This is a genomic window from Mycobacterium asiaticum (assembly GCF_001673315.1).
Classification (GTDB): domain Bacteria; phylum Actinomycetota; class Actinomycetes; order Mycobacteriales; family Mycobacteriaceae; genus Mycobacterium; species Mycobacterium asiaticum_B.
On sequence record NZ_LZLQ01000038.1, the window covers coordinates 34,235 to 57,548 of the forward strand.

At 63.7% G+C, this 23,314-nt stretch carries 21 protein-coding genes; 7 read left to right on the forward strand and 14 right to left on the reverse strand.

What is annotated here, in order from left to right; genetic code table 11:
* Window positions 1-15: 15 nt before the first annotated feature.
* Together A5636_RS06580 and A5636_RS06585 are read right to left on the reverse strand one after the other, a co-directional pair.
* The gene (locus A5636_RS06580) at window positions 16-1,197 is read right to left on the reverse strand and encodes an acyl-CoA dehydrogenase family protein (RefSeq protein WP_065157894.1); all 1,182 of its coding nucleotides are present in this window, start codon (window positions 1,195-1,197) and stop codon (window positions 16-18) included.
* A complete protein-coding gene (locus tag A5636_RS06585) occupies window positions 1,197-2,369 on the reverse strand; it encodes a cytochrome P450 (protein ID WP_065157952.1) in 1,173 nt (390 codons plus the stop codon). The genes A5636_RS06580 and A5636_RS06585 overlap by 1 nt, the downstream gene beginning before the upstream one ends.
* A gap of 277 nt (window positions 2,370-2,646) precedes the next feature.
* On the opposite strand from A5636_RS06585, the gene A5636_RS06590 reads away from it, so the two are divergent.
* Together A5636_RS06590 and A5636_RS06595 are read left to right on the forward strand one after the other, a co-directional pair.
* Window positions 2,647-4,104: an aldehyde dehydrogenase family protein gene (locus A5636_RS06590; protein WP_065157895.1), complete on the forward strand. Its 1,458-nt coding sequence runs from the start codon at window positions 2,647-2,649 to the stop codon at window positions 4,102-4,104.
* Window positions 4,101-6,464, forward strand: a complete 2,364-nt coding sequence (locus A5636_RS06595; RefSeq protein ID WP_065157896.1) for a CaiB/BaiF CoA transferase family protein — start codon at window positions 4,101-4,103, stop codon at window positions 6,462-6,464. Before A5636_RS06590 ends, A5636_RS06595 begins: the two co-directional genes overlap by 4 nt.
* A 2-nt stretch (window positions 6,465-6,466) precedes the next feature.
* Here the strand turns inward: A5636_RS06595 and A5636_RS06600 are convergent, their stop codons facing one another.
* The 3 genes from A5636_RS06600 to A5636_RS06610 all read right to left on the reverse strand — a co-directional run bounded on the left by A5636_RS06600 (window position 6,467) and on the right by A5636_RS06610 (window position 8,852).
* Window positions 6,467-6,937 carry a MaoC family dehydratase gene (locus A5636_RS06600; RefSeq protein WP_065157897.1) on the reverse strand — a complete coding sequence of 157 codons (471 nt, stop codon included), beginning with the start codon at window positions 6,935-6,937 and terminating at the stop codon, window positions 6,467-6,469.
* Window positions 6,934-8,127: an amidohydrolase family protein gene (locus A5636_RS06605; protein ID WP_065157898.1), complete on the reverse strand. Its 1,194-nt coding sequence runs from the start codon at window positions 8,125-8,127 to the stop codon at window positions 6,934-6,936. Before A5636_RS06605 ends, A5636_RS06600 begins: the two co-directional genes overlap by 4 nt.
* A gap of 80 nt (window positions 8,128-8,207) precedes the next feature.
* Window positions 8,208-8,852 carry a cysteine hydrolase gene (locus tag A5636_RS06610; RefSeq protein WP_065157899.1) on the reverse strand — a complete coding sequence of 215 codons (645 nt, stop codon included), beginning with the start codon at window positions 8,850-8,852 and terminating at the stop codon, window positions 8,208-8,210.
* A 73-nt stretch (window positions 8,853-8,925) separates the two neighbouring features.
* On the opposite strand from A5636_RS06610, the gene A5636_RS06615 reads away from it, so the two are divergent.
* Window positions 8,926-9,363 (forward strand): nuclear transport factor 2 family protein, encoded by a 438-nt coding sequence (locus A5636_RS06615; protein ID WP_065157900.1) that lies wholly within the window; start codon window positions 8,926-8,928, stop codon window positions 9,361-9,363.
* Here A5636_RS06615 and A5636_RS06620 read toward each other — a convergent pair.
* Entirely contained in the window at window positions 9,353-10,252 is a 900-nt protein-coding gene (locus tag A5636_RS06620) for a TIGR03619 family F420-dependent LLM class oxidoreductase (protein ID WP_065157901.1), read from the reverse strand. The genes A5636_RS06615 and A5636_RS06620 overlap by 11 nt on opposite strands.
* A gap of 10 nt (window positions 10,253-10,262) precedes the next feature.
* A complete protein-coding gene (locus tag A5636_RS06625) occupies window positions 10,263-11,363 on the reverse strand; it encodes an acyl-CoA dehydrogenase family protein (protein ID WP_155763668.1) in 1,101 nt (366 codons plus the stop codon).
* A gap of 110 nt (window positions 11,364-11,473) precedes the next feature.
* On the opposite strand from A5636_RS06625, the gene A5636_RS06630 reads away from it, so the two are divergent.
* Genes A5636_RS06630 through A5636_RS06645 form a run of 4 tightly spaced genes read left to right on the forward strand, consistent with a single transcriptional unit; the run spans window position 11,474 to window position 16,396 of the window.
* Complete coding sequence (locus A5636_RS06630) at window positions 11,474-12,667, forward strand: amidohydrolase family protein (RefSeq protein WP_065157903.1); 1,194 nt, start codon at window positions 11,474-11,476, stop codon at window positions 12,665-12,667.
* A gap of 7 nt (window positions 12,668-12,674) precedes the next feature.
* Window positions 12,675-13,640: an acyl-CoA dehydrogenase family protein gene (locus A5636_RS06635; RefSeq protein WP_065157904.1), complete on the forward strand. Its 966-nt coding sequence runs from the start codon at window positions 12,675-12,677 to the stop codon at window positions 13,638-13,640.
* The gene (locus tag A5636_RS06640; protein WP_065157905.1) at window positions 13,637-14,836 is read left to right on the forward strand and encodes an acyl-CoA dehydrogenase family protein; all 1,200 of its coding nucleotides are present in this window, start codon (window positions 13,637-13,639) and stop codon (window positions 14,834-14,836) included. Before A5636_RS06635 ends, A5636_RS06640 begins: the two co-directional genes overlap by 4 nt.
* Window positions 14,837-14,842: 6 nt before the next feature.
* Complete coding sequence (locus A5636_RS06645) at window positions 14,843-16,396, forward strand: class I adenylate-forming enzyme family protein (protein ID WP_065157906.1); 1,554 nt, start codon at window positions 14,843-14,845, stop codon at window positions 16,394-16,396.
* Window positions 16,397-16,515: 119 nt separating this feature from the next.
* On the opposite strand, the gene A5636_RS06650 is transcribed toward A5636_RS06645, so the two are convergent.
* The 7 genes from A5636_RS06650 to A5636_RS06680 all read right to left on the reverse strand — a co-directional run bounded on the left by A5636_RS06650 (window position 16,516) and on the right by A5636_RS06680 (window position 23,314).
* On the reverse strand, window positions 16,516-17,649 hold the full coding sequence (locus A5636_RS06650; RefSeq protein ID WP_065157953.1) for an amidohydrolase family protein: 1,134 nt from the start codon (window positions 17,647-17,649) through the stop codon (window positions 16,516-16,518).
* A 117-nt stretch (window positions 17,650-17,766) separates the two neighbouring features.
* Window positions 17,767-18,525 carry an SDR family NAD(P)-dependent oxidoreductase gene (locus A5636_RS06655; RefSeq protein ID WP_065157907.1) on the reverse strand — a complete coding sequence of 253 codons (759 nt, stop codon included), beginning with the start codon at window positions 18,523-18,525 and terminating at the stop codon, window positions 17,767-17,769.
* On the reverse strand, window positions 18,522-19,016 hold the full coding sequence (locus A5636_RS06660; protein WP_081287638.1) for an SDR family oxidoreductase: 495 nt from the start codon (window positions 19,014-19,016) through the stop codon (window positions 18,522-18,524). Before A5636_RS06660 ends, A5636_RS06655 begins: the two co-directional genes overlap by 4 nt.
* Window positions 19,013-20,464, reverse strand: coding sequence for a class I adenylate-forming enzyme family protein (locus tag A5636_RS06665; RefSeq protein WP_065157908.1), 1,452 nt, complete (start codon window positions 20,462-20,464; stop codon window positions 19,013-19,015). Before A5636_RS06665 ends, A5636_RS06660 begins: the two co-directional genes overlap by 4 nt.
* Complete coding sequence (locus tag A5636_RS06670; protein WP_065157909.1) at window positions 20,461-21,261, reverse strand: enoyl-CoA hydratase/isomerase family protein; 801 nt, start codon at window positions 21,259-21,261, stop codon at window positions 20,461-20,463. The genes A5636_RS06665 and A5636_RS06670 overlap by 4 nt, the downstream gene beginning before the upstream one ends.
* Complete coding sequence (locus A5636_RS06675) at window positions 21,258-22,070, reverse strand: enoyl-CoA hydratase/isomerase family protein (RefSeq protein WP_065157910.1); 813 nt, start codon at window positions 22,068-22,070, stop codon at window positions 21,258-21,260. The genes A5636_RS06670 and A5636_RS06675 overlap by 4 nt, the downstream gene beginning before the upstream one ends.
* On the reverse strand, window positions 22,067-23,314 hold the full coding sequence (locus A5636_RS06680; protein ID WP_065157911.1) for an acyl-CoA dehydrogenase family protein: 1,248 nt from the start codon (window positions 23,312-23,314) through the stop codon (window positions 22,067-22,069). Before A5636_RS06680 ends, A5636_RS06675 begins: the two co-directional genes overlap by 4 nt.

Sequence of the window (23,314 nt, forward strand, 5' to 3'; positions counted from 1 at the left end):
GTGTCGACACTCCTTTCAGGAGGCTCGCATGTCGCGGGGTGCGCGCGGCATTCCCAGACCCGCCATGGCGATGATGTCGCGTTGCAGTTCGTTGGCTCCGCCGCCGAATGTGTTGATGACGGCTAGCCGGTAGGCGCTCTCCAGTTCGCCCTTGAGCGGGCCTGACTGATCCTTTCGTAGGCCCGCCTGGCCGACCACGTCGAGCAGCTCGCGGGCGACCTGTTGGGTGAGTTCGGTGCCGAAAACCTTTGCGGCCGATGCCTCACCCATGCCCAGCGCACCGGAACTCATGTTGGTGTTTACCCGCAGGTTGAGCAGACGGTAGGCCGCGACCTGCGCCTCTACGCGTGCCAAGGCCTGTTGCACCCACGGTTGGTCGATGACGAATCCGTCATCGAGCTCAGTGGTCTTGGCCCACGTCAGCGTCTTGTCGAATAGTGGCTCGAGCGCACCGAGATTGCCCAGTGCTGCGCGCTCGAGATTCAGCTGATTGGTGACCAACTTCCAGCCCTGGTTCTCGCCGAGGACGATGGCGCTCTCGGGGACCCGCACATCGTCGTAGAAGGTGTAGTAGGTCGAGACACCGGGCATCGTGCGCAGTGGTTTCCAAGAGAAGCCCGGTGCGTCGGTGGGCACGATGAATACCGTGATGCCCTTGTGCTTCTTGACTTCCGGATCAGTCCGGGCGGCCAGCCAGATGTAGTCGGCGAATTCCGCACCGCTGGTGAACATCTTGGCGCCGTTGATCACGAACTCGTCGCCGTCGCGCACCGCACTGGTCCGTAGTGATGCGAGATCACTACCGGCGCCGGGCTCGGAGTAGCCGATCGCGAAGTCGACCTTGCCTTGCAGGATCGCGGGAAGGAACTTTTGCTTCTGCTCCTCGGTCCCGTACTGAATGAGCGTGGGGCCGACCGTGTTCAGCGTGATCATCGGTAGTGGTGCATGGACTCGGCGTGCTTCCTCGCCAAAGATGTACTGCTCGAGGGGAGTGAGGCCGCTGCCGCCATACTCGACCGGCCACGCGACACCGAGCAGGCCGGCCTCGCCGAGCGCACGCCGGCAGTCGGCCACCGCCGCGCCGCCCTCCATCAGCCCTGCTACCGCCTTGCGCCGTTCGGGGGTCATCACGGCTTCCAGCCGCTGACGAAAGTCCTTTCGGAGCTGTTCCTGTTCGGGGGTGAAGTCGAAATCCATCAGACGCCGACTCCCATCCGTACCGGCATGCGCTTGACGCCCGGCACCATCGTGGCGCGCAGCCGCGTCACATCGCCGGTCAGTTCGATGCTCGGATAGGCGCCCAGCAGTACCTCGAACATCACCCTTGCCTCCAGCCGTGCCAGTTGCGCGCCGAGGCACGCGTGTTCGCCAGCGCCGAATGCTATGTGGGGGTTGGGGTTCCGGGTGATATCGAACTCTTCGCTGGTTGGGCCGAAGATTTCCTCGTCGCGGTTGGCAGCGCCGTAGAGCATGACCACCGTTTCACCCGCCTTGATCTGTTGGCCGCGGATCTCGACGTCCTCGGTGGCTTCGCGTGCCATGTGGGTCACCGGGCTGGTGAACCGCAGCATCTCTTCGACCGCCAGCGGCAGAAGCTCGGGCTTCGATCGAAGTAGAGCGAACTGATCGGGATGGTCGACCAGCGCCAGTGTGCCCAGCGCGATGAGGTTGCGAGTTGTCTCGTTGCCCGCAACCAGCAGCAGGAAGGCGAAGTTGAGTAGGTCCGCATCGGTGAGGCGTTCGCCGTCCACCTCGGCCGCGGCCAAAATGGACAGCAGGTCGTCCTGCCCGGTGACCTCGCCAGAGCGTCGCGCATCAATCAGTTTGGTGAAGTACTCGTACAACTCGCCGAGTGCCACCATGTTGTCCATCTCGATATCGGGGTCGGCGGTACCCACCGCCGCGTCCGACCAGGTGCGGAACCGCTCCCAGTCCTCGGGTGGTGCGCCGAGCATCTCCGCAATCATCCGGGTCGGCAGCGGCGCGGCGATCTGCTCCGCGAACTCATACTCCTGTGAGGGGTCGACGTCGTCGAGAATGCCCTTGACGATCTCCCGCACCTTGGGTTCTAGCAAACTGACCCGTCGCCGGGTAAAGCCAGAGTTGATCAGCTTGCGCAGCTGCCGGTGCCGGGGCGGATCGGTGAAGATCAGGTTGCCCTCTTGTACCGGACTGGGGGTAGCCGGATCCGGGATCGTGATGCCCTTGGTCGACGAGAACTTCAGAGGATGGCCGGAAACGTAGCGGATGTCTTCGTACTTCGTCAGGGCCCAGAAGTTCGTGACGTCGTTCCACACCACCGGTGTGCTGTTGCGCAATTCCCGATAGCCCGGGTACGGATTGCCGGCGTAGTAGTCCGGAGAGTGCAGCGGCAATGTGGACGTCGGTCTGGAGGTGGAGTCAATGGGCACTGCGGGCCTTCCTCGACAGACGGGGTATCAGACAGTTATTTCAGATATGTCCGATAGTGCTGTGTCTACAGCACAAGCGTTGCCGGTGTCAATCGTTATTATCCCCGTTGAAGGCCGAGAACATTGACGTTGGCGCACCGTCGGGTGTACATATTTTAGGAATTGTCGGACCTGTCGCATCGAGCTCAGACGACACCGCACAGTTCGGCGATCAACCGGAAGGTCCAGTGATGTGATGGCCGAATCGAGCCTGATCGGCGAGTATGGCGTCTATATCGACGGAAATTGGGTCGAACCAGACACCGGGCGATATGACGTCGTCAACCCGGCGACAGAATTAGTGCTTGCCTCGGCGCCCGATGCCGGGGTGGCGCAGGTCAAGCAGGCCATCAGTGGGGCGCGGGCCGCCTTCGATTCCGGGCCCTGGGCCGTGGCGGATCCAGCCGAGCGGTCTCGCTGCCTCCAACAGCTCAGCGACGCGCTGCTCGCCCGGGGCGACGAGATCTATGCGCTGGCGCAGGCCGAGTGGGGCTGCACAGCAAACGAGCGGCTGATACATGTGGAGGGCCCCGCATTCATGGTCGGCCGTGCCGCGGAACTTGCGCTCGAGCCGGCTGAGGCGCCGATGGACGCGTGGGGCGCGGCGGGCACCACCCTGTTGCGCTACGAACCGCTCGGGGTGGTCGCGGCGATGACGCCGTGGAACTTCCCGCACACGTTGAATGTGATGAAGCTGGGTGCCGCGCTGGCCGCGGGCAACACGCTTGTCCTCAAGCCCTCGCCGTTGACACCGCTGGCAGGCCTCGCACTGGCGCGGCTGATCGACGAACAGACGGACATTCCACCCGGCGTGGTCAACGTTGTCACTCCGAGCAGTGTGGAGGCCAGCAGGATCTTGACCGTCGATCCCCGCGTCGACATGGTGACCTTCACCGGAAGTTCGGCGGTCGGTCGCGATGTAATGGCCGGGGCCGCAACCTCAATGAAACGGATCCTGCTTGAGTGCGGCGGCAAATCGGCGACCATCCTGCTTGACGATGTCAACTTGACCGACGAATTGTTCGAGCGGCTGCTCTTCGAAGGGTGCACGATGCACGCAGGTCAGGCGTGCATCTTGAACAGTCGTCTGGTGGTCCCAGACAAGTTGCACGACGATGTCGTCGATCGGCTGGCCGAGCTGGCTCGCAACGTCACCGTGGGAGACCCGACCGACGATGCCACCGGCATGGGTCCGCTGATCAGTCGCCAACATCTGGACAGGGTCGAGGGTTTCGTCAGGCGCGCGGAAAGCGACGGGGCCAAGATTGTCGCCGGCGGCAGGCGGCCGGCCGGGCTCGACCGCGGTTTCTATTTCGAGCCCACGGTGTTGACGGATGCCACCGCGGAGTCGTTTATCGCGCAGGAGGAGGTGTTCGGACCGGTATTGACGGTGCTGCGATACCGCGGCGACGACGAAGCGGTCGGCATCGCAAACGATTCGGCTTACGGGCTCGGTGGTGCGGTCTGGGGCACCGACATCGAGCGCGCGATCGGACTTGCGCGACGGATCAGGACCGGTCAGGTCTCGATCAACGGAACGATACCTGGCGACGCACCCTTCGGCGGGTTCAAGCAGAGCGGGATTGGGCGCGAAGGCGGCGTGATCGGGCTGCGCGCATACATGGAACCCAAGGCGATCGGAGTGCCCGCGTGACCGGGTCCCTGTCGGGACTGCGGGTGCTCGAGGTGGGAACCGAAATCTCGGCGCCGTATTGCACGAAATTGCTCGTCGATCTGGGCGCCGACGTATACAAGGTCGAGTCGCCGGCGGGGGATCCGCTGCGAAGGTGGGGCCCGTCGAGCGGACTGTTCGAGTATTTGAACGCTGGAAAGCACGGCGTGACAATCGATCTCGAAGCGCATCCCGATGCCCTCACCGAGTTGATTGCTCAAGCAGACGTGGTCGTCGAGGATCTGCCGGCCGGATCCGCCGATAGGTTCAACTGGGGACTCGACCGTGACGCTCTCCAACGCCTCAATCCGAATCTCGTGGTCGTCCGGATCTCCGACTACGGTCAGGAGGGGCCGCGGCGGACTCGCCAGTCGACATCGCTGACCCTGCAGGCCGCGTCGGGCTGGATCAACACTCGCGAACTCGGCCGAACGCCGGTACAGGCCGGTGTACGCATCCCTGAGTACATCGCGGGTAGCTACGCCACGCTTGCGGCGCTGACGGCCCTGCGGGTCGCGGATGCGGGTCTGGAGCGGGTGATCGAGGTCGATGTCTCGGCGTTCGAGTCGCTCCTGTCCACTCTGGCGTATCCGATGTTGATGGCTGAACGCTTGAAAAGTCTTGGTCTTCCGTCCAATTCGAAGGCGGGTCCGATGCTCGGCATAGTGCGCGCCGCCGACGGCTGGATCGGGATCAACTGTTTGACGGGACAGCACTGGCTGGACGTCTGCGCGATGATAGGACTGCCGGAATTCGGCGATCACCAAATAGCCATCATGCTGGGCGGTCCCGAACGCGACGAGTTCTTCGCGAAGGCGCAGCCGTGGCTTGATTCGATGACCGTGGCCGATCTGGTCGAGTTGAGCCAGGCAATGCGAATCCCGGCGGCGCCGGTCAACGACGGAGCATCCATTCTGGACTGTCCCCAGTACCGCGAGCGCGGATTCTTCGTCGAAAGCGGATCGGAAGGCCAACGCTTCCTCCGACCGGGCGCACCGTTCCGGTTGGACCGCACGCCGGCTCAACCACCGAAACCGGCGCCGCGGCTGGGCGATAGAGCGGCCGCCTCATCGCACGATCGCCGGACGAAACCAGCGGCATCCAAAGTCGACGATGTGACAATGCCATTCGCCGATCTCAAGGTTTTCGACCTGAGCACATTCTGGTCAGGGGCCTACCTCACCTGCTATCTGGGCGCATTCGGCGCCGATGTGGTGAAGGTCGAGTCGATCCAACGTCCGGACGCCCATCGATATTCGGGCTCGCTGCTGCGCAGCACCGATGACTGGTACGAAATAGGGCCGATGTGGCAGGGAACCAACCTCAACAAGCGCGATATCACCTTGAATCTCAGCACCAAAGCCGGCCGGGAACTGGCCCTGAAGCTTGCCGCCGAGGCAGACGTCGTGGTGGAGAACTTCTCGCCGCGCGTGGTCGAGCAGTTCGGCCTCGACTATGCCGCGCTGGTGAAGGTGAATCCGGACGTCATCATGGTCCGCATGCCGGGCCTCGGCCTCGAAGGCCCATGGCGCGATTACGTCGGGTGGGCACTGAACTTTGAGCAGATATCCGGAATGTCAGCGGCCACCGGGTACCCCGACGGTCCACCGTGCAACCTGCAAGGGCCCGCCGATCCGATCGTGGGTGTACACGCCACGGTCGCACTGCTGGCCGCGCTCGAACACAAACGCAGAACCGGTGAAGGTCAACTGATCGAGGTCGCGCAGATCGAGGTCGGCGCGGCGGTGACGGCCGAGCCCGTCATCGAATACTCACTGACCCACCAGTTGCGCCAACGAGAAGGGAATCGACACCGCTGTTACGCACAGGGTGTCTATCCGGCCAGTGGCGATGACGAGTGGGTCGCCGTTTCGGTGCGTGATGATGCCGACTGGGCCGCCGTCGTCGACGTGGTCGGTCGTCCTGAACTGAACGAAGATCCGCGGTTGGCCTCACCGGAGGCGCGGCTGCACAACCACGACGCGTTCGACGAAGTGCTCAGCCGGTGGACTGCGGCCCGGACATCAGACGAGGCCGCCGACTGTCTGCGCCGGGGCGGAGTACCGGCGGAGCGGATACTCACTCCGGACCGCATGTACGACGTCGACCAGCTCCGGGTGCGCGGCTTTTACCAGGAACTCGAGCATCCACTCTCTGGTCGACATCGGTTCCCGGGCTGGCCATTTCGGATCACGCCGGGACCCCGGCGGCATCACCGTGCACCATCGCCGACGCTCGGTCAACACAATGACGAGGTGCTGGGCGCTCTCGGTCTTTCCGATGACGAGCTGACGAAGCTGCGTAGCGATGAGGTTATCGGCGAACGGCTGCTGAACGCTTAGGTTCAGGCATCGACCATGGCCGCGATGGTGTCGACTACGCATGCCGGCCGGTCGGACCCCTCAACTTCGACGGTGACTCGCACGGTGGCCCGGCCGCCCGTGTCGTTGCGGTCCACCTTGATGAGCTCGGCGCCGGCGCGGATGCGCGAGTCGACCGGTACCGGGGCAGGGAAGCGAAGCTTGTCAGAACCATAATTGACTTGCATCGACAGTCCCGTTACCCGGTAAATCTGTTGTACGAGAATGGGAACCAGTGACAGCGTTAAATATCCGTGCGCGATCGTCCTACCGTACGGGCCGTTGGCCGCACGCTGCGCGTCGACATGAATCCATTGATGGTCACCGGTCGCCTCGGCGAACAAATCGATTTCCTTCTGTGTGACCTCGTGCCACCCGCTGTAGCCGAGGTGTTGCCCGACGTGCGATTCGAAACCGGAGATGCCCTCGTAGACCGTGGGGGAGGCCTGGGTCATACCGAGACCTTGAGCCTCAACTGCTCAATGGCGTTGCCGCCCATAATCTTCGCCTTCGCGGCATCGGAGATGCCGTCAAGCCGGTCGACAAAGCTCAACGGGTCGCCGATGCCTTCAGGGTGGGGAAAGTCGGAGCCGAACATCACGTGATCCTCACCCATGATGTCGACGATCCCCTTGACGTCGTCCTCGAGGAACGGGTGGATGTAGATGTTGCGTTTGAACACCTCGACAGGATGCTCGTCGAACTCCTTGGGCATGATCTTGTACGCGGTGTTGAGCTGTTCGAGAAGATTGCGCACCCAACCGCTGCCATTCTCGACGCAAAAGATTCTCAGGTCGGGGAATCGAGACAGCGCGCCATGACAGATCATTGCGGCTAAGGTGTCCTCGATCGCGCGGTGCCCCATGACCACCTCGCGCAGTGCGCTGGGTTTGAACGAGAGGTACTCGTCGCCGCCCTCCCATTCCATGAGGTGCTTCTGGTACCCGCTGTCCGACGCGTGCATCGTCACCGGAATGTCGGCCTTGACAACTTCTTCCCAGAACGGGTCGAACTCGGGCAGCCCCATCGAGCGCGAGCCGCCGAAGCGGCTGGGCACCGGGGCTGGGCGAACCAAGAACGTTTTCATTCCTCGTTCGAGGCACCAGTGCAGCTCCTTGATGGCCTCGTCGACAAGTGGGAGGCAAACGACGGGCGTCGCGAAGATGCGGTCGTGGTAGTTGAACGTCCAGTGTTCGTGCATCCACTCGTTGAGTGCATGGATGATTGCGTGGGTCAGAATGACGTCGTCGGTGGTGCGCTCCTCGATGAGGCTGGCGAGGGTCGGGTACATGACGCACTGATCGATGCCGAGTTCATCCATCAGCTCCAACCTGGGAGCCGGAGACTGGTAGGCCGGGATGACATCCATTGCGTCGCCGATGAACTCACGGAAATTCAGGCCCTCTGGATTGTTGCCCAAAAAGTAGTCCTCGGCGCTGCCCGGCCTGGCCACCCGCGCGAATGTCGGGTTGGGAATCATGTGGCTGATGTGGTCCTTGACGACCAGCTTTGGCCGTCCGTTGACCTCGACGTAGCCGACCTTACCGCGGTGCTCTCTGGGCAGGTACTTGGTGAGCGCGTCCGTCGTCTCGTACATGTGGTTGTCGATGTCGAAGACCGGATAGGGCAAGGACCGGATAGACATGTGACTGATCCCCTCCAAAGCAGCGGATATGAACGTTTACGCTGAGTGAAAATGACGTTATCACCAACGTCCGGCAACATCTATCCGGGGCCAGGTCCGGAGAGCTCGTTCCACGCTGTCACGACCGCCTCGGTAGTGGTCACCGTGCTCAGCAGGGCCAACGTGTTGTCGATGATCGATTCCGCGTATTCGCGTGGGTAACCGCATACCGCATCGCGCGGAAGTACGAACTGATAGCTGCGATTGACCGCGTCCATCACAAAGTTCTGAATCGCGATGTTGACCGAGACACCCACTCCCACAATGGTCTTGATTCCGAGGTTGCGTAGCACCGGGTCGAGGTCGGTACCCGTCATGGGCCCGACACCGTGCGTACGGGTAAGGACCAGATCGCTTGGATCCGGGCCGAACTCAGGCAGTACCGAAGCGCCCGGGCTGCCCGGAGTCAGTTCGGCTGCGAACGACTTCCCCGCCATGAACAGCCTGGCATTCGTATTGGACCCGCGGTTGTCTGGGCGCTTTTGCATGACGCAGTGCACGACCGAAACGCCGGCCGCGCGAGCCGCGAGGAGCAGCTTGGCGATGTTCGGGATCGCTTCCCGCCTGGCTTCCTCTGCCAATAGGGGCAGACCGGCCTGAGGCCCGATCACACCTCCCTGGCATTCCTGGGTGACCAGGGCGGTGGTGGCGGGGGTCAACAAATCCAACAGCGTGGGTTGTGGCATGAGAACACACGTTATCGTGTGCGAGAATGCGACTTCCAGTCAGATTTCTTGGGAGGGGAGATAGGGAGGGTAGATGGAGGTGTGGGAGCTCGGGATCCGTGAGTCGGTACGCCAGACGCTCGCCGACTACACCGCCGCGACCGACCGGTTCGATCTGCGCGGTGTCGCCGTCTGCTTCACACCGGACGGCGTCCTCGAGTTCACCGGCGCAGCGCAACCGCTCACCGGTCCCGCGGCGATCGAGGCGGGGCTCGGTGCTGCTATATCTGAGAATCATGACCCGGCGCGACCGCTGCCAACTCGTGTGCGCCATCATGTTTCAAGCGTTCGGTTTGGTTGCCTTGCCAGGGACCGTGTTGAGGTCAGTAGTTATTTCGCCGTCCACACCGACATCGGCCTGGACCATTGGGGACGCTATCGCGACGTCCTTGTCCCGCTGGATGGGCGGTGGCTGTTCGCGCATCGGCGTATCAGCGTGGACGCCTTTGCAGCCGAGAGCCTCATGAGATGAACTTCTCGGCGAATGCGCGCGCGTTGTCGATGAACTCGGCCCGGTTGGCTCCCTGGGGGGCGATGGTCAGCCAAGTCACGCCCATCGCTTCCAACTGGGCGATCGTGGCATGCCGTTCGTCGGTCGACCTGGTGTCGTCGAGTAGGTTGCCGGCCGAGAAACAGATATCCAGCGGTTCGGTACGCCCGATCTCGGCCGCGTATTTCTTTGTCCAGGCGATGGCCGACGCTAATTCCTCAAGCGTCGAGATTTCTGCGGTACGTGACGCGGTTGCGTAGCCGAATGTGTTGAACGGCGCCCACCCCTGCGCTCGTGCAACCGCACGGCGGGCGGCAGGCTTGCTGTTGCCACCGACCCAAATCGGTGGCGGGGTTTGAGGTACCGGATACAGTCGCACCCCTCGAGCTGCGAACGAGGTGCCCTCGTACGCGACATCAGCGCCGGTGAGCACCTTGCCCAGGACGTCCAGCGCCTCGTCGAGCAACGCCCCACGATTGTCGAAATCTATTCCTAGCGCTCTGAATTCGGGTTTGAGATAACCCGCGGCGGTGCCGAGTATCAGCCGGCCGCCGGAAAGGACGTCAAGACTCTGGATCGACTTCGCGCCCAGGAAAGGATTGCGGTAGGCGGCGATGTAAACGTTGGTGAGCAGCTTTACCTCCGTGGTGGCGGCTGCCGCGAACGACAACGCGACGAACGGGTCCAGGGCGTGGTGACCGCCGTGGTCGAGCCATTTCGCGTCGGGGGCGGGGTGATCGGTGACGTGCACGGCGGAGAAGCCGCTCGTTTCACCGACGCGGGCGACTTCGGAAATCGCGTCGGCGGTGACGAATTCAGTCACGGCGTCCACCCGCTGGGTGGGCAGTTCGAGGGAGTAAGAGATGGTCACATTCGTCCTTTCATGGTGCGGCCAAGGCTGCCAAGCGTTGGGCATGGTGGTCGGGGCTGCCGAAGATCAGCTCGGTCGCCTTGGCGCGCCGAACGTAGAGGTGTGCGTCGTGTTCCCAGGTGAACCCGATTCCGCCGTGGATTCTCATGTTGTCCAAAGCGACTTGCAGAAAGGCTTCCGAGCAGGCCATCTTTGCTACCGACGCAGCGATCGGCAGGTCGCTTCCGTCAGCCGATTCCGCAGCGTGGATGGCCGCAGAGCGGGCACCCTCGACGAGCACCAGCATGTCCGCGCACCGGTGCTTGACAGCCTGAAAGCTGCCGATGGTGCGCCCGAACTGCACTCGCTCCTTGGCGTATCCCACGGCCATATCGAGGCAACGTTGGGCGCCGCCAACCTGCTCGGCGGCCAGCGCGGCGATTGCGAGGTCGCACGTGCGGGCCAGGCCCGCGTCAGCGTCTCCATCGGTTCCGATCAACCGGGCGGGGGCGTCGTGGAACCTCAGGCATGCGACCTTCCGCGTGCGGTCGAGCGTGGCCAGCGGTTCACGCGTCAGCCCGTCGGCGTCCGCGGCGACCGCGAACAGTGATGTGCCTGCGCTCGTATTCGCCGCGACGAGAACGACATCGGCGGTATGGCCGTCGAGGACGAGATTTGCATCGCCGTGAATCCGATGACCGTTGCCGTCGGCTCGTGCCGTCAGTGTGACGGCTTGCGGGTCCCACGCCTCGAGACTGCTGTTGAGGATCACCGTCGCGGTCATGGATCCGTCGACAAAACGCGGTAGGTAGTCGCCCATCGCGACGGTGTCGCCGCTACAGAGGATCGCTTGCGTGGCGAGTGCGACGGTGGAGAAGAACGGTGCACATAACAGGGCGGCGCCCATCTCCTCGAACACGATCGCGAGTTCGGCGAAGCTGGCACCCGCACCGCCGAATTCCTCAGGAACGGCAATGCCGTGCAACCCCAGGTCGTGGGCCATCTGATGCCACACCAATGCGTCATATCCCTCCACGGTGGACATGAGATCGCGTACCTGTCCGGACGGCGAAGCGGCCGCCAGGAACTGCCGCACCGTGTGTCGGAGTTCGTCGGCTTCACTCATCCTGATTCCTTCGGTGTTTGTCTGGCCGGCCCCGACCCGGGATAGGCATTGCCGGGAAAGGATAGTATCTTTTCTGAAATAGGAGAATCACCATTCTCGCATGGAGGAGCCGCGCGGTGACGAAACTCGACTACGGGATCATCGACTGCGACACGCATTGCTATGAGACGCGTGACGCGTTTACTCGATACCTGCCCAGAGAGTTCCAGAATCGCGCGATCACCACCGTTCGCGGAGCGGACGGGGTCGAGGTAATCCTCGCCGGCCATCGTGTCGCAACCTTCAACAGTGAAGGGGGACTGGGTCTGGACGTCGCATACCGTCCCGGATCGCTGAAAGAGATGCTCAGACAGATGGGATCCGGCAACCCAGAGGAGTCCTACGAGCCGCAGCCCATGCAACCCGAGTACATCGAGCGTTCAGCACGGCTCGCGGTGATGGAAAAGCAGAACGTCGAGCGGATGGTCATCTATCCGAGCGGCATGGCCCTGGCGGCCGAGCACTACGTCGATGACACCGCAGCGCTATACGCAAATCTCCGGTCCTTCAATCGATGGTTCGACGAGGAATGGGGGTTCAACTACCAGGACCGCATATACGCGACCGGGCTGCTTTCGCTTCGCGACCTCGACTCGGCCGTCAGCGAAACCGATGCGTTGATCGCGCAGGGTGCGAAGTTTGTCATGCTGCCGACGGGCCCGGCATACGGCAGATCTCCCGGCGACCCCCACTTTGACCCGATCTACGCCCGGCTGCAGGAAGCGGGCTGCGTCCTGGTGTTCCACATCATGCCGTTCTGGTACTTCGATGCGATCTCACCTGCCTGGGGGCACTGCGCAGATCCTGCCTCGTGGCACATGTCGGCCTGGCAGTGGATGAACATCTACGGCCAACGCCCGATCGAGGACACCCTCTCAGCGCTGATATTCGACAACCTATTCGGCCGCTTTCCCGGGTTGAACGTGCTTGTCGCCGAACACGGTGCAGAGTGGGTGCCCTTCTTCACCAAACACATGGACAAGAGCCGGGGCATGGGTCGAAATGGTCCATGGATCGGCGGGAAACTGACCGAAAAGCCGTCTGCCATCTTCCGACAGCACGTCCGGGTGGTGCCGTATCCCGAGGACGATACGCCCGCCATCGTCGCCAGCCTGGGCTATGACGACTGTCTGGTGATGGGCTCCGACTACCCGCATGCGGAAGGACTCGCCGAGCCTGCTGATTTTGTCAAGTTGCTCGACCCGCTCGACGATGCCACCAAGAAGCGGATCATGCGTGACAACGCTGAGCATCTTATCGGGCGGAGCTAGACGCTGTATGGCGGATGATGACCTCGATCTCGATCTGCTGCGCGCAGCGGCGCGCGATTTCCTGACCGGCCGCGGCGCTCAAGACTCGGTCAAAGAACTAGCGACCATGGACTGGACGGGGCTGCTCGTCGAGGAGAATCTCGGTGGCAGCGGGTGGCGTCCTGTGGAGACGACGGTCATCGCCGAGGAACTCGGCCGCGCGCAGAACTCGTCGACCTGGTTTGGGTGTGTGCTATCCGCTGCCGCGTTGGCTTCGGCACCTGGCGAGGTGCGCGACCGATGGTTGCCCGCGATGCTCGACGGAACCGCGATGGCGGGCTGCGCACAGTCCGGCGACACCGTCCGGGTTGCGCGTGGAGAGGCGATTGACATTCTGGTCACACTGGGGCACAACGGAATTCATCTGTTCGAATTGGCCGAAGCAATCCCGCGAAGCCGTGATGGCGAGCTGTTGGATGTCGACCGCGCCGCATGGCGCATCGAGGTCGGTGGGGCGGACAGCTTGTTGATCGGTAGCCCGCAACGAGCGGATCAGCTGCTGGCCGTGGCGAGAGTCTTGCTCAGCGCGGATTCGCTGGGCGCCTTTTCGAGCACGTTCGAGCGGCTGGTCGGTTACCTGAAGGAGCGGATCGCCTTCGGTGTGCCGATCGCGAGTTTTCAAGCGGTGCAACATCGGCTGGTGGACTTGCTGGTCTTCGAGGCAAAGGCGCGCGCGGTCATTGTGAAAGCTGCCCGCGCACTGGCGGCGGGTGATATCTCGGACCACGTGATCGCCTTGTCCGCCGCGGCGCACGCGTTTGTCGCCGCGAAGGCAACGGCTGCCGTGGACGAGTGCATGCAGTTGTCGGGCGGCATCGGATTCACCTGGGAGTACCCGTTGCATCACGAACTGCGCCGAGTGTTCACGAACGGCTATCTACTCGGCACGGCTCGCTCCAGCCGTAGTCTCGTTGCGGAGAGGTCGGGCTGGTGAGCGCGGTAGCAACCCGACCAAGCGACGCGCAGTTGACCGAGTTCAGGCATCGCGTCCGAGCGCACATCGCCGAACACGCACCTCCCTTCGCCGCGCGGGAAGGACGGCGGGCGCCGGAAAACGCCGAGCAGGAAGCGCATTTGCGCAAATGGTTCGCCACGTTGTTCGATGCGGGTTTCGTCGGTGCAGACTGGCCCGTCGAGCACGGCGGACGCGCCGATCATCATCCTCTGCACGACCGCATACTCAGCGAGGAGATCCTGCGCGCCCGCGCCCCGCGGCCCGTCGATCAGGTCAACCTAGCGGCCCACGTGCTGCTGCACTTCGGATCGGCCGACCAGAAGGCCGCACTGCTGCCGCCGATGCGTCGCAGCGAGCACGTGTGGTGTCAGTTATTCAGCGAGCCTGACGCCGGCAGCGACATCGCCGCCGTCCGGAGCAGGGCTGCACAGCAACGCGACGGATCATGGGTGATCGACGGTCAGAAGACCTGGATCACCGACGGGCACTGGGCCGACATGGGGCTGGCGCTCATCCGCACCGACCCGACTTCCTCGCGCCACCACGGACTTTCGGTTTTCGCGGTGCCGTTGTCGACGGCCGGCGTCGAGGTTCGTCCGATCCGGACGATCAACGAGGCGATCGAGGTGAACGAAATTTTTCTCGACGGCGTAACGGTGCCCGCAAGAAACCTGATCGGCGAAGCCGGCCAGGGATGGTCGATCATCATGGCGGGCCTGGATTTCGAACGTTTCGGGATCGGCGGCAACGTCGTCTTGCTTGAGCTGCTGATCGACGATCTGGTGTTGGTGGCGCGCAACGGCATCCTCGACGGCACCGGAGCGCTCGAACATGATGACATCCGGCAGGCAGTCGCGGAGTTGGGCGTCGAAGTCGAGGTGGCGAAGTCCTTCATCGACGATCATGTCGAACGCCTCGTCGCTGGGGACGAGCGACCGGGCGACGGCTCGATCGCCAAACTGAGTTTCGGCGAGACATACCACCGGGTTTCGGCATACGGCGCCGAACTCGCTGCGACGGTGTGCACGGTGACCGCCGATCCGAGTGTCGAGCAGGCCAAACAACGTCTGCGAGAATGCTGGCTGTGGTCGCGCGCCTACACGGTCTCCGGCGGAAGCTCAGAGATCATGCGTAACATTCTCGCCAAACGTCGGCTTCTGTTGCCGAGCCGGTGAGGACGGGTGAGGACACCAGTGGCCGACCAGACGTACTGGGGTCTCGTCGACGCGGTGGCGCAGGAACATCCGCACCGCGTGGTACTCGCCGACGACTTCGGCCGTAGCCTCACCTGCGCACAGCTTCGCGACGAGGCATTGCGGACGGCAGCGGCGCTGTCCAGTGCCGGGGTGGGCGAGGGCACCGTCGTGTCGTGGCAATTGCCGACCACCTTGGAAACGATGGTGGTGATGGTGGCGCTCACGCGATTGGGCGCCGTGCAGAATCCGATTCTGCCGATTTGGCGCGAACGCGAACTTCGCTTCGCTACCGAGCAACTGGCGACCGAGGTACTAGTGGTACCCGGCCATTGGCGAGGTTTCGACCACACCGGGCTTGCCCGCGAACTGGCGGCGCAACGGTCCATGTCCGTCCTGGTGATCGATCACGACGCGCCGATCACCGGCGCGCTCCGCCTGCCCGTCGGCGATCCGGACGTGCTGGCGGAGCCGCCGGCTTCCGCGGAGGACCCGCGCTGGATCTACTACTCGTCGGGTACCACTGCGGCGCCGAAAGGTGCTCGGCATTGCGACCGTTCGGTGATCGCGGGCTCCGCGGGGGTGGTCGGCATCGTGGGGGCATCAAGCAGGGATGTCAACCCGATCGCCTTTCCGGTATCGCATATCGGCGGTGCGGCCATGCTGGCGGCTAGCTTGCGCACCGGTATGCGTTTGGTGCTGTTCGACTCATTCGATCCCGCCACCTCACCGCAAGCGATCGCCTTGCACCGGCCGACGTTGCTGGGCACCGCGACGCCGTTCCTTGTTGCGTTCATGGCCGCGCAGCGCGCACACGGAACTCAACCGCTCTATCCCGATCTGCGTGGTTGCGTGGGTGGCGGGGCCCCGATCACCGCTGAGCTGGGACGGCAGGTACGGGAGACCTTTTCGGTGAACGGCGTCGCCAATTCCTGGGGGCTGACCGAGTTTCCGGTTGCGACGTCGCAGCGACCGGAGGCCGCGCCGGATCTCCTCGACCGCACTGTGGGACGCCCGGTCGCGGGAGTGTCGGTGCGGGTAGTCGACGACGGCGGGCGTGAGGTCGGTGTCGGCGAAGAGGGTGAACTCCGACTCAAGGGACCGCAGTGCTTCCTGGGATATGTCGACGGTTCGCTCGACGCCGATGCATTCGACGCCGATCGTTGGTTCCGCACTGGAGACCGGGGGCGCATCGACGGCGAGGGCAACGTCACAATCACCGGACGCATCAAGGATGCAATCATTCGCAACGCCGAGAACATCTCGGCACTGGAAATCGAGGACGTGCTGGCCACGCATCCCGCAGTCGCTGACGTCGCGGTCATCGGGGTTCCGGATCCGCTTACGGGCGAACGGGTTTGCGCTGTCGTGGTTTCTCAACCCGGAGCTGATGTCACGCTCGCCGGGCTGGCGGGCCACTGTCAGGCTCGAGGCTTGAGTCGGCACAAATCGCCGGAGCGACTCGAATTGGTGGAGGCGCTACCGCGCAATCTCACTGGAAAGGTACTGAAGAACGAATTGCGTGCCCGGTTCGGCGGCTGATCCGCTATACCCGGCTGTCGTCGCTGGGCCGAAGCGATCTCACGGAGCGACGGCCCGCCGGTGCGGGTGCGCAGCAGCGTGCCGAGCAGGGGCGCGCCGCCGGCAGGCGCTGCTATCGGCTAGATGCCGATGAGCTGCTTCAAGTTGCCGCCCATGACCTGTGCGGTGGTCTCCGCGGGGAGGTTCTGGAGTTCCATGACGAATTTCGCCGGCTCGGCGAGTCCCTCCGGATGCGGAAAGTCCGAACCGAACATCACCCGGTCGGCACCCAGGATGTCGATGAGGTGCGACATGTCCTCCTCATGGAACGGGTTGACCCACACGTGCCTGCGGAATACGTCACAGGGGTGCTCGTCGAAGTCCTTCGGTTTCTTGCGATAGACCCGATCGAACACCTCCATCAGTCGCTCAGCCCATGAGCCGCCGTTCTCGACCACACCGATGCGTAGGCCCGGGAAGCGTTCGAACACGCCATGAGCGATGAATGCCGCCAGCGTGTCGAAGATATGGCGACTTTCTTCGTAGATGAACCCGCGAAGCTTGGTGAGCTGGAACCCCTGGAACTCGTCGCCGCCTTCCCAGTCGTCGACGTAACGGTCGTAGCCGGAGTCCGAATTGTGCATCTGCACCGAAATACCCGACGACTCGACGAGTCGCCAGAAGTCGTCGAACTCGGGCAGCGCGGGTGAGCGAGAAGTGCCGTCTTCCCGCGGTACCGGGGCTGGCCGGATCAGCACGGTTCTGGCGCCGTTTGCCAGGCACCACTCGAGTTCCCTGACCCCTGCGGCCGGATCATTGAGCGAGATCGCGGGTACCGCGAAGATGCGGTTCTGATAGTTGAAGGTCCAGTCGTCGAGCAGCCAGCGGTTGAAAGCATGCGTCACCGCATGGGTCAGCTCGGTGTCGGACTTGGTCCGTTCTTCGAGCATGCCTGCCGTGGTAGGGAACATCACCGCGCCGTCGACGCCTTGGGAGTCCATCAGCTCCAGCCGCAAGTCCGGCTGCCGGAATGCGTCGGGGCAGCGGATCGGATTGGCAAGTTCACGCAGGGACTTGCCCTCGGGATTGATACCGCGGTAGTAGTCGGCCCATGCACCCGGCGTCGGGATCACCTCGTAGGTCGGGTTGGGGATGCACTCGGTAACAGTGCCCAGGATCTGCAGCTTCGTGCGGCCGTTCACGTCGACGTATTTGAGCGCCTCGGAGTATTTCTCCGGCAGGTACCGGGTGTAGGCATCGATGGTCTCGTACATGTGGTTGTCGGCATCCCATACCTCGAATGCTTTTTCACCGGTCACCAGCGCCTCCACCTGCTTCGAGAATGTTGATTCTCAAGATAGCAAACGGCTGTATCCGGCTTCCCGCCGACCTTAGAGATTCATGAAATGGCCACCATCGACTCCCAGGGTCTGCCCGGTGATGTAGCGGGCATCGGGACCGATCAGAAATGCTACGGCCGGCCCGATGTCATGCTCCGGGTCGCCGATGCGTCCCAGCGGAACCCTGCGAGCCAATCTCTCCTCCATCGCGGGATCCGCTTCGATTGCGGTGGTCATGGCAGGCGAATACGCGAGTGGTGAAACGACGTTCACCGTTATGCCGTGCGGAGCCCATTCGCGGGCCAAGCTCTTGGCGAAGCCGCGAAGCGCGCCCTTCATCGTCGCGTACAAGGGCAGTGTCGCGCTGCCCTCCATACCAGCCGGCGACGTCATCACCACGAACGTGCCACCGCGTTGCTTGAGCGCCTGAAACGCGGCGGTGGCACAGTGTTGGGCGCCGCCCAGGGAGACGGAGAAGTGGTCCTGCCAGAGTGCGCGATCCACATCGGCCAGTTGGTGCGGCTTGCTCGAGGAGTTGCTCGTCGCGTTGTGCACGACGGCATCGAGACGGCCGGTGAGCCTGAGCGCGAGGGCCACCGTGTCCGCGACCGCCGCTTGATCAGTGACGTCACAACGGGTCCACGCGGCGCGATGCCCACGCGACGTGATCTCGTCGGCGACCGACTGTCCAGTGTCGGAGCGGGTTGCGACGATCGTGTGCGCCCCCTGAGCGGCCAGGGCCACCGCTATGCCGCGCCCGACACCGCCGCCCGAACCAGTCACCAAAACCGTGCGTCCTTCGAGCTTCACGGCAACATCACTGATCCGCCGTCAACAATGATTGTCTGCCCAGTGAGATGGTCGATGTCACGGCGCAGCAGAAACTTGGCCGTCTCCACAACGGAGTGAATCAGCATGCCGCCACCAGGCACGGCGGAAGAAGGCAGGTGCGACTCGTCGACGTCCGAGCGGAAGAGGGTCACGGGCGCGGCGACGATGTTGACCGCGATGCCCTCCGATCCCCATTGCCGCGCAGCTGATTTCGCCATCGACCGGACGCCTTCGATCGCGGCGGTGTAGTTCACCAGCCTCGGTGCGCCCGACATTCCGATGGTCGGCAGTATCACGACGATTCGCCCGCCATCCGCAACCATGCTCGTGTGCGCCCCTTGGAGCGCGATAAGGGTTTGCCACATCGTCTCGTCAGCAGTCGTGTTGGTGTCAACGACGATCACGTCACCAACCCCGTCGACCAACGCCCTCGAGAGGATCTCGGCGGGGCCAAGGACGACCGCGGTCACGCGTCGGCCAAAGCGGCGAGTTCGCGTCTGACGACCTTTCCGACATCGTTGCGTGGTAAATGCTCGACGAACACGACACGTACGGGTACGCGGTACGGCGTCAGGCGCTCACGGCACCAGGCGATCAAGTCGTCTTCGGAAAGTTCGTGGCCGTGACACGCGACGAACGCCCAGGGCACCTCGCCCAGGCGCTCATCGGCAATCCCCACCACCGCCGCTTCACGTACCCCCTCGGCGGCCAGTAGCACGTCCTCCACGGTGCCCGGAAAGACCTTCAGCCCACCACGGTTGATCATGTCCGACACCCGCCCGTCCAGCCAGAGGAATCCGTCCTCGTCGAACCACCCGAGGTCACCGGTGTGGAACCAGCCGTCATCAGTGAGTCTGTCGAGAAATGCCGGATCGATCTTGCGGGCCGCGGTCGTCGGCGTGCGCACCAGCACCTCGTCGTCGGCGATCGTGACATCGATGCCGGGCAGCGGACGTCCAACCGAGCCGAGCTTGGTCTCGCCGAATTCCCTCGCGTCAGCGGCCGACCATCCGACGACTTCGCCGCCGAGTTCGGTTTGGCCGTAGGAATTGAGCACGATCACGCCGAACTTGTCCCGGAACCGACCGGCCTGCACGGGGGAGAGGGGAGCGGTGATCGATCGCACGATCTTCAGTGGCGACAGGTCGGTGACCGCCTCGTCATGCAGGACCATTGTCAACGCAGCGGGGGGCAAAACGGTAGAGCGCAACCGGTGCCGTTTGACCAGTGCGGCGAACTCGGCAGTCGAGAATTTTTCCATCAGCACGACCCCCGACCCGGCCCGAAAGGCGAACAGCACCTGGTAGATACCGGCCCACAAGGACAGTGAGAGCGGAACGAGGTTCGGCATTGGTGTCCGGTTAGCTCGGACCGCCGCCGGTTTCGTGCCGCGGAGCTTGACCAACAGCCGGTCGATCAGGTCGAGCACGGTTGCATGACGGAGCGGCACCGGCTTCGGCGGGCCGGTAGTTCCCGACGTGAATTGCAGCAGAGCCACATCCGGGTCGTATTGCCGCGGATCGGACGGCCGTACGGACGATGGCGAGAGTGACCAGACCAACTGGGAGCCGGCAACCACGGGCAACTTCAAATCCGAGAATCGTTGGGCCAGATCACGTGTGGTGATTACGGCGACTGGCCGCAAGGTGGCGAGCTGGGTGGCCAACTCCCCGTCGGCGGCCCGGGGGTTGAGCGGAGTGTAAACCCCGCCTGCACGCCACGTCCCGAACAACGCTGCCACCGTCCCGGGATTGTTGGGCAGCATCGCCGCGACGACTTGTCCGGACACCAAACCGGCTTCGGCGAGTATCGCGGCCAGGCGGTCAGCGCTCGCGATCAGGCTGTCGCGCGAGACATCGACGGTCAACGTGTGCACGGCCGTGTCGGGCAGGTCGGCCAGCAGCTCGCCGAGACTCATGCGTCCGGCTCCAGCGATTGCCAGACGGGCGGGCGTTTGTCGGCGAACGCTCGCGGTCCCTCGTCCTGGTCTGGATGGCCCCACATCGACGTCAAGTGCTTGGCGCCCGCCCGGCACGCATCCGTCAAGCCGTATTCGAGCGCACCCCACAACGCGCGCTTGGTCGCCCGCATTGCGGCGGGTGAGTTCAGCGCGATCTTCTCCGCGAGTTCCTGCGCGACACGGCGCAACTTGTCGGGTGGATCGACGATTTGGCTGATCATCCCGAGTTCGTACGCGCGTTGGGCAGTCAGACGTTCGTGGCTGCCGACGAGCGCCATCCTCAACACCGCCTCGGCGGGCATCTTGCGCATCAGTGCAATTGTCTCCAAAGCGCTGACCTGCCCGATGGAGACGTGCGGGTCGACGAAGGTAGCGTCGCACGACGCTATGACGATATCGGCGTCGGCGACCCAGTGCAGTCCGCCACCCGCGCACACGCCGTTGACGGCCGTAATGATGGGCTTTCCCACATTGCAATGCCAGCCCGTCAACTTGAGGTCCAGCGTGCGCATCGACTCCTGGAACTGCTGCACCGCCTCGCCGTCGAGGTCCTCGACGTCGGCGCCGACCTGAAACGCCCGTCCATTGCCGGTGTGCACGATGACCCGCACACCGGGGTCGGCGTCCAATTCCGCCCACGCTCTTGGGAACTCCGCGCGCATCGTCGCGTCGTACGCGTTCAGTCGGTCGGGCCGGTTGTTGATGATCCACCCGACCGGGCCGTGCCGCTCGACGATCAACCTTCGATAGCTCATGGCACCTCCGCGGGGTCGAGCGGCTGCCACCGCGCGGGTCTCTTGTCGCGCCAGGCACGTACGCCCTCGGCATGGTCGGGGTGACTGCGAAGCCGCCAGATTTCCTCGCCGGCAGCGTGTTTGGCTGCGGACAACCCAACTTCCAGGGAGTGCCATAACGCCTTCTTGGTGGCGCGCATAGCGGTGGGGGAGTTGGTTGCGACAGCGGCAGCCAGCCTGCCGGCCGTCGCTCGAAGCTGATCGGTTGGCACGACATCGGAGACGATGCCCAATTCGTATGCCCGTTGCGCCAAAATACGCTCGCCCTTACCGCTCAACGTCATTCGGGTGATCGCCTCCATCGGCGACTTACGCAGCAGGGTGATTGCCTCGTATGCGACCGCTTGCCCCACCGAGACATGCGGGTCGACGAACGAAGCCTCCTCGGCGGCGATGACGATGTCGGCATCGGCAACCAAGTGCAGACCCCCGCCCGCACACACCCCATTGACCGCTGCGATCACCGGTTTCCATACCTCGCAGTGCCACGACGAAATCTTCAGTTCGGCGTCCCTAGTGCGGCGCGAGTGTCGCCGCATGGCCTCCTTGTCGCGAGCCACCTGCACGACGTCCATACCGGAGCAGAACGCTTTGCCGTTAGCGGCATTGACGATCACATGCACGTCGCGGTCGGCATCCAACTCAGCCCACGCGGCCTCGAGTTCGTCGAGCATCAGCGCATCGAACGCGTTCCCGGCGTCCGGCCGGTTCAGGATCAGCCAGCCGACGCCGTCGGATTTCTCGACGGTCAACCGCTCGTAGCTGGTCACGAGCGTGGAATTTCCTTCCAGGGCTTACCCTTCCACGGATCTGGCTCCTTTGCCAGACCGAGCACGCGTTCGCCGAGGATGTTTTTGTTGATGTCGGTCGTGCCGCCCTCGGTGGCGTTGGCCAGGCTGCGCAACATGCCGTGCACCTCTCGGGGCAACGCGTCAGGATCGCCGACCGCCGGCCAGGCGACCGCAGCAGTGCCCAGCAAATCGACCATCAAATCTTGGATCTGTTGATTGAGCGTGGCTTGATGCACCTTTCCGATGGAGGACGCCGCACCGGGCGACTCATCGGCTGAAAGTGCCGCGCGCACTCGCGCATTGGTCCAGCCGCGGATCTGCTCCTGTGCCCACAGCCGCATGATTTTGCTTCGCACCACGGGGTCGTCCCAACGCCCGGTTTCGTGGGCCAAGGTGATCAAGCGCTGAGCTCCGGAACCGCCGAGACGGCCCATACCGCCCGATCCCGATCCGGAAACCATCTGCCGCTCACTGGACAGGGTCGACGTGCTGACCCGCCAGCCGTCGTTGATCTCCCCGACCCGATGCTCGTCGGGCACCCGTGCGCTGTCGAGGAAGACTTCGTTGAACTCCGCGTCGCCGGTGACCTGGCGCAACGGTCGCACGTCGACACCCGGTTGGTGCATGTCGAGCAGGAAGTACGTGATGCCCTGGTGTTTGGGCTGGTTCGGATCGGTGCGCGCCAGCAGGATCGCGAAGTCCGCCTCGTCGGCCCATGTGGTCCACACCTTCTGCCCGGAGATCAGCCATTGATCACCGTCGCGTACGGCGCGGGTCGCCAACGACGCAAGATCGGAGCCCGCGCCGGGTTCGCTGAAAAGCTGGCACCACTTCTCTTCGTTGCGGACTATGGGCGGAAGGAAGCGCAGCCGTTGTTCATCGGTGCCGTGACTGAACAATGCCGCCGCCGCGTTATTGAGACCCAACGGATTCAACCGGGTGAGGCGGAGCGAAGCGAGGACCCTCTCCATCGCACGTGCAATGTCGTTGCCAACGCCGAGGCCACCGTGCTCCGGAAGCCAAGTCGGTGCGACCAGTCCCGAATCGGCGAATGTCGGATACCAATCACGGTAATCGGCCGCGCTTCGGACGGCCCGCAGGGCCGCGGGTCCTTCGGCGGCGGCCGAGCGCCACGCCGCCGGGACCTCCTCGACAATCCATTGCCGCACCGCGTCGACGGCATCGGCCGCGGAGGTGTCAGGGGTGATCGGCAAGCGAGTCAT

What these genes read in the sequence shown, in the direction of transcription:
- A5636_RS06665 (WP_065157908.1), bottom strand. Translation starts at nt 20,464, where the DNA reads ATGAGTCTCGGCGAGCTGCTGGCCGACCTGCCCGACACGGCCGTGCAC.
- A5636_RS06615 (WP_065157900.1), top strand. Translation starts at nt 8,926, where the DNA reads ATGGAGGTGTGGGAGCTCGGGATCCGTGAGTCGGTACGCCAGACGCTC.
- A5636_RS06670 (WP_065157909.1), bottom strand. Translation starts at nt 21,261, where the DNA reads ATGAGCTATCGAAGGTTGATCGTCGAGCGGCACGGCCCGGTCGGGTGG.
- A5636_RS06610 (WP_065157899.1), bottom strand. Translation starts at nt 8,852, where the DNA reads ATGCCACAACCCACGCTGTTGGATTTGTTGACCCCCGCCACCACCGCC.
- A5636_RS06635 (WP_065157904.1), top strand. Translation starts at nt 12,675, where the DNA reads ATGGCGGATGATGACCTCGATCTCGATCTGCTGCGCGCAGCGGCGCGC.
- A5636_RS06590 (WP_065157895.1), top strand. Translation starts at nt 2,647, where the DNA reads ATGGCCGAATCGAGCCTGATCGGCGAGTATGGCGTCTATATCGACGGA.
- A5636_RS06580 (WP_065157894.1), bottom strand. Translation starts at nt 1,197, where the DNA reads ATGGATTTCGACTTCACCCCCGAACAGGAACAGCTCCGAAAGGACTTT.
- A5636_RS06600 (WP_065157897.1), bottom strand. Translation starts at nt 6,937, where the DNA reads ATGACCCAGGCCTCCCCCACGGTCTACGAGGGCATCTCCGGTTTCGAA.
- A5636_RS06605 (WP_065157898.1), bottom strand. Translation starts at nt 8,127, where the DNA reads ATGTCTATCCGGTCCTTGCCCTATCCGGTCTTCGACATCGACAACCAC.
- A5636_RS06650 (WP_065157953.1), bottom strand. Translation starts at nt 17,649, where the DNA reads ATGTACGAGACCATCGATGCCTACACCCGGTACCTGCCGGAGAAATAC.
- A5636_RS06680 (WP_065157911.1), bottom strand. Translation starts at nt 23,314, where the DNA reads ATGACTCGCTTGCCGATCACCCCTGACACCTCCGCGGCCGATGCCGTC.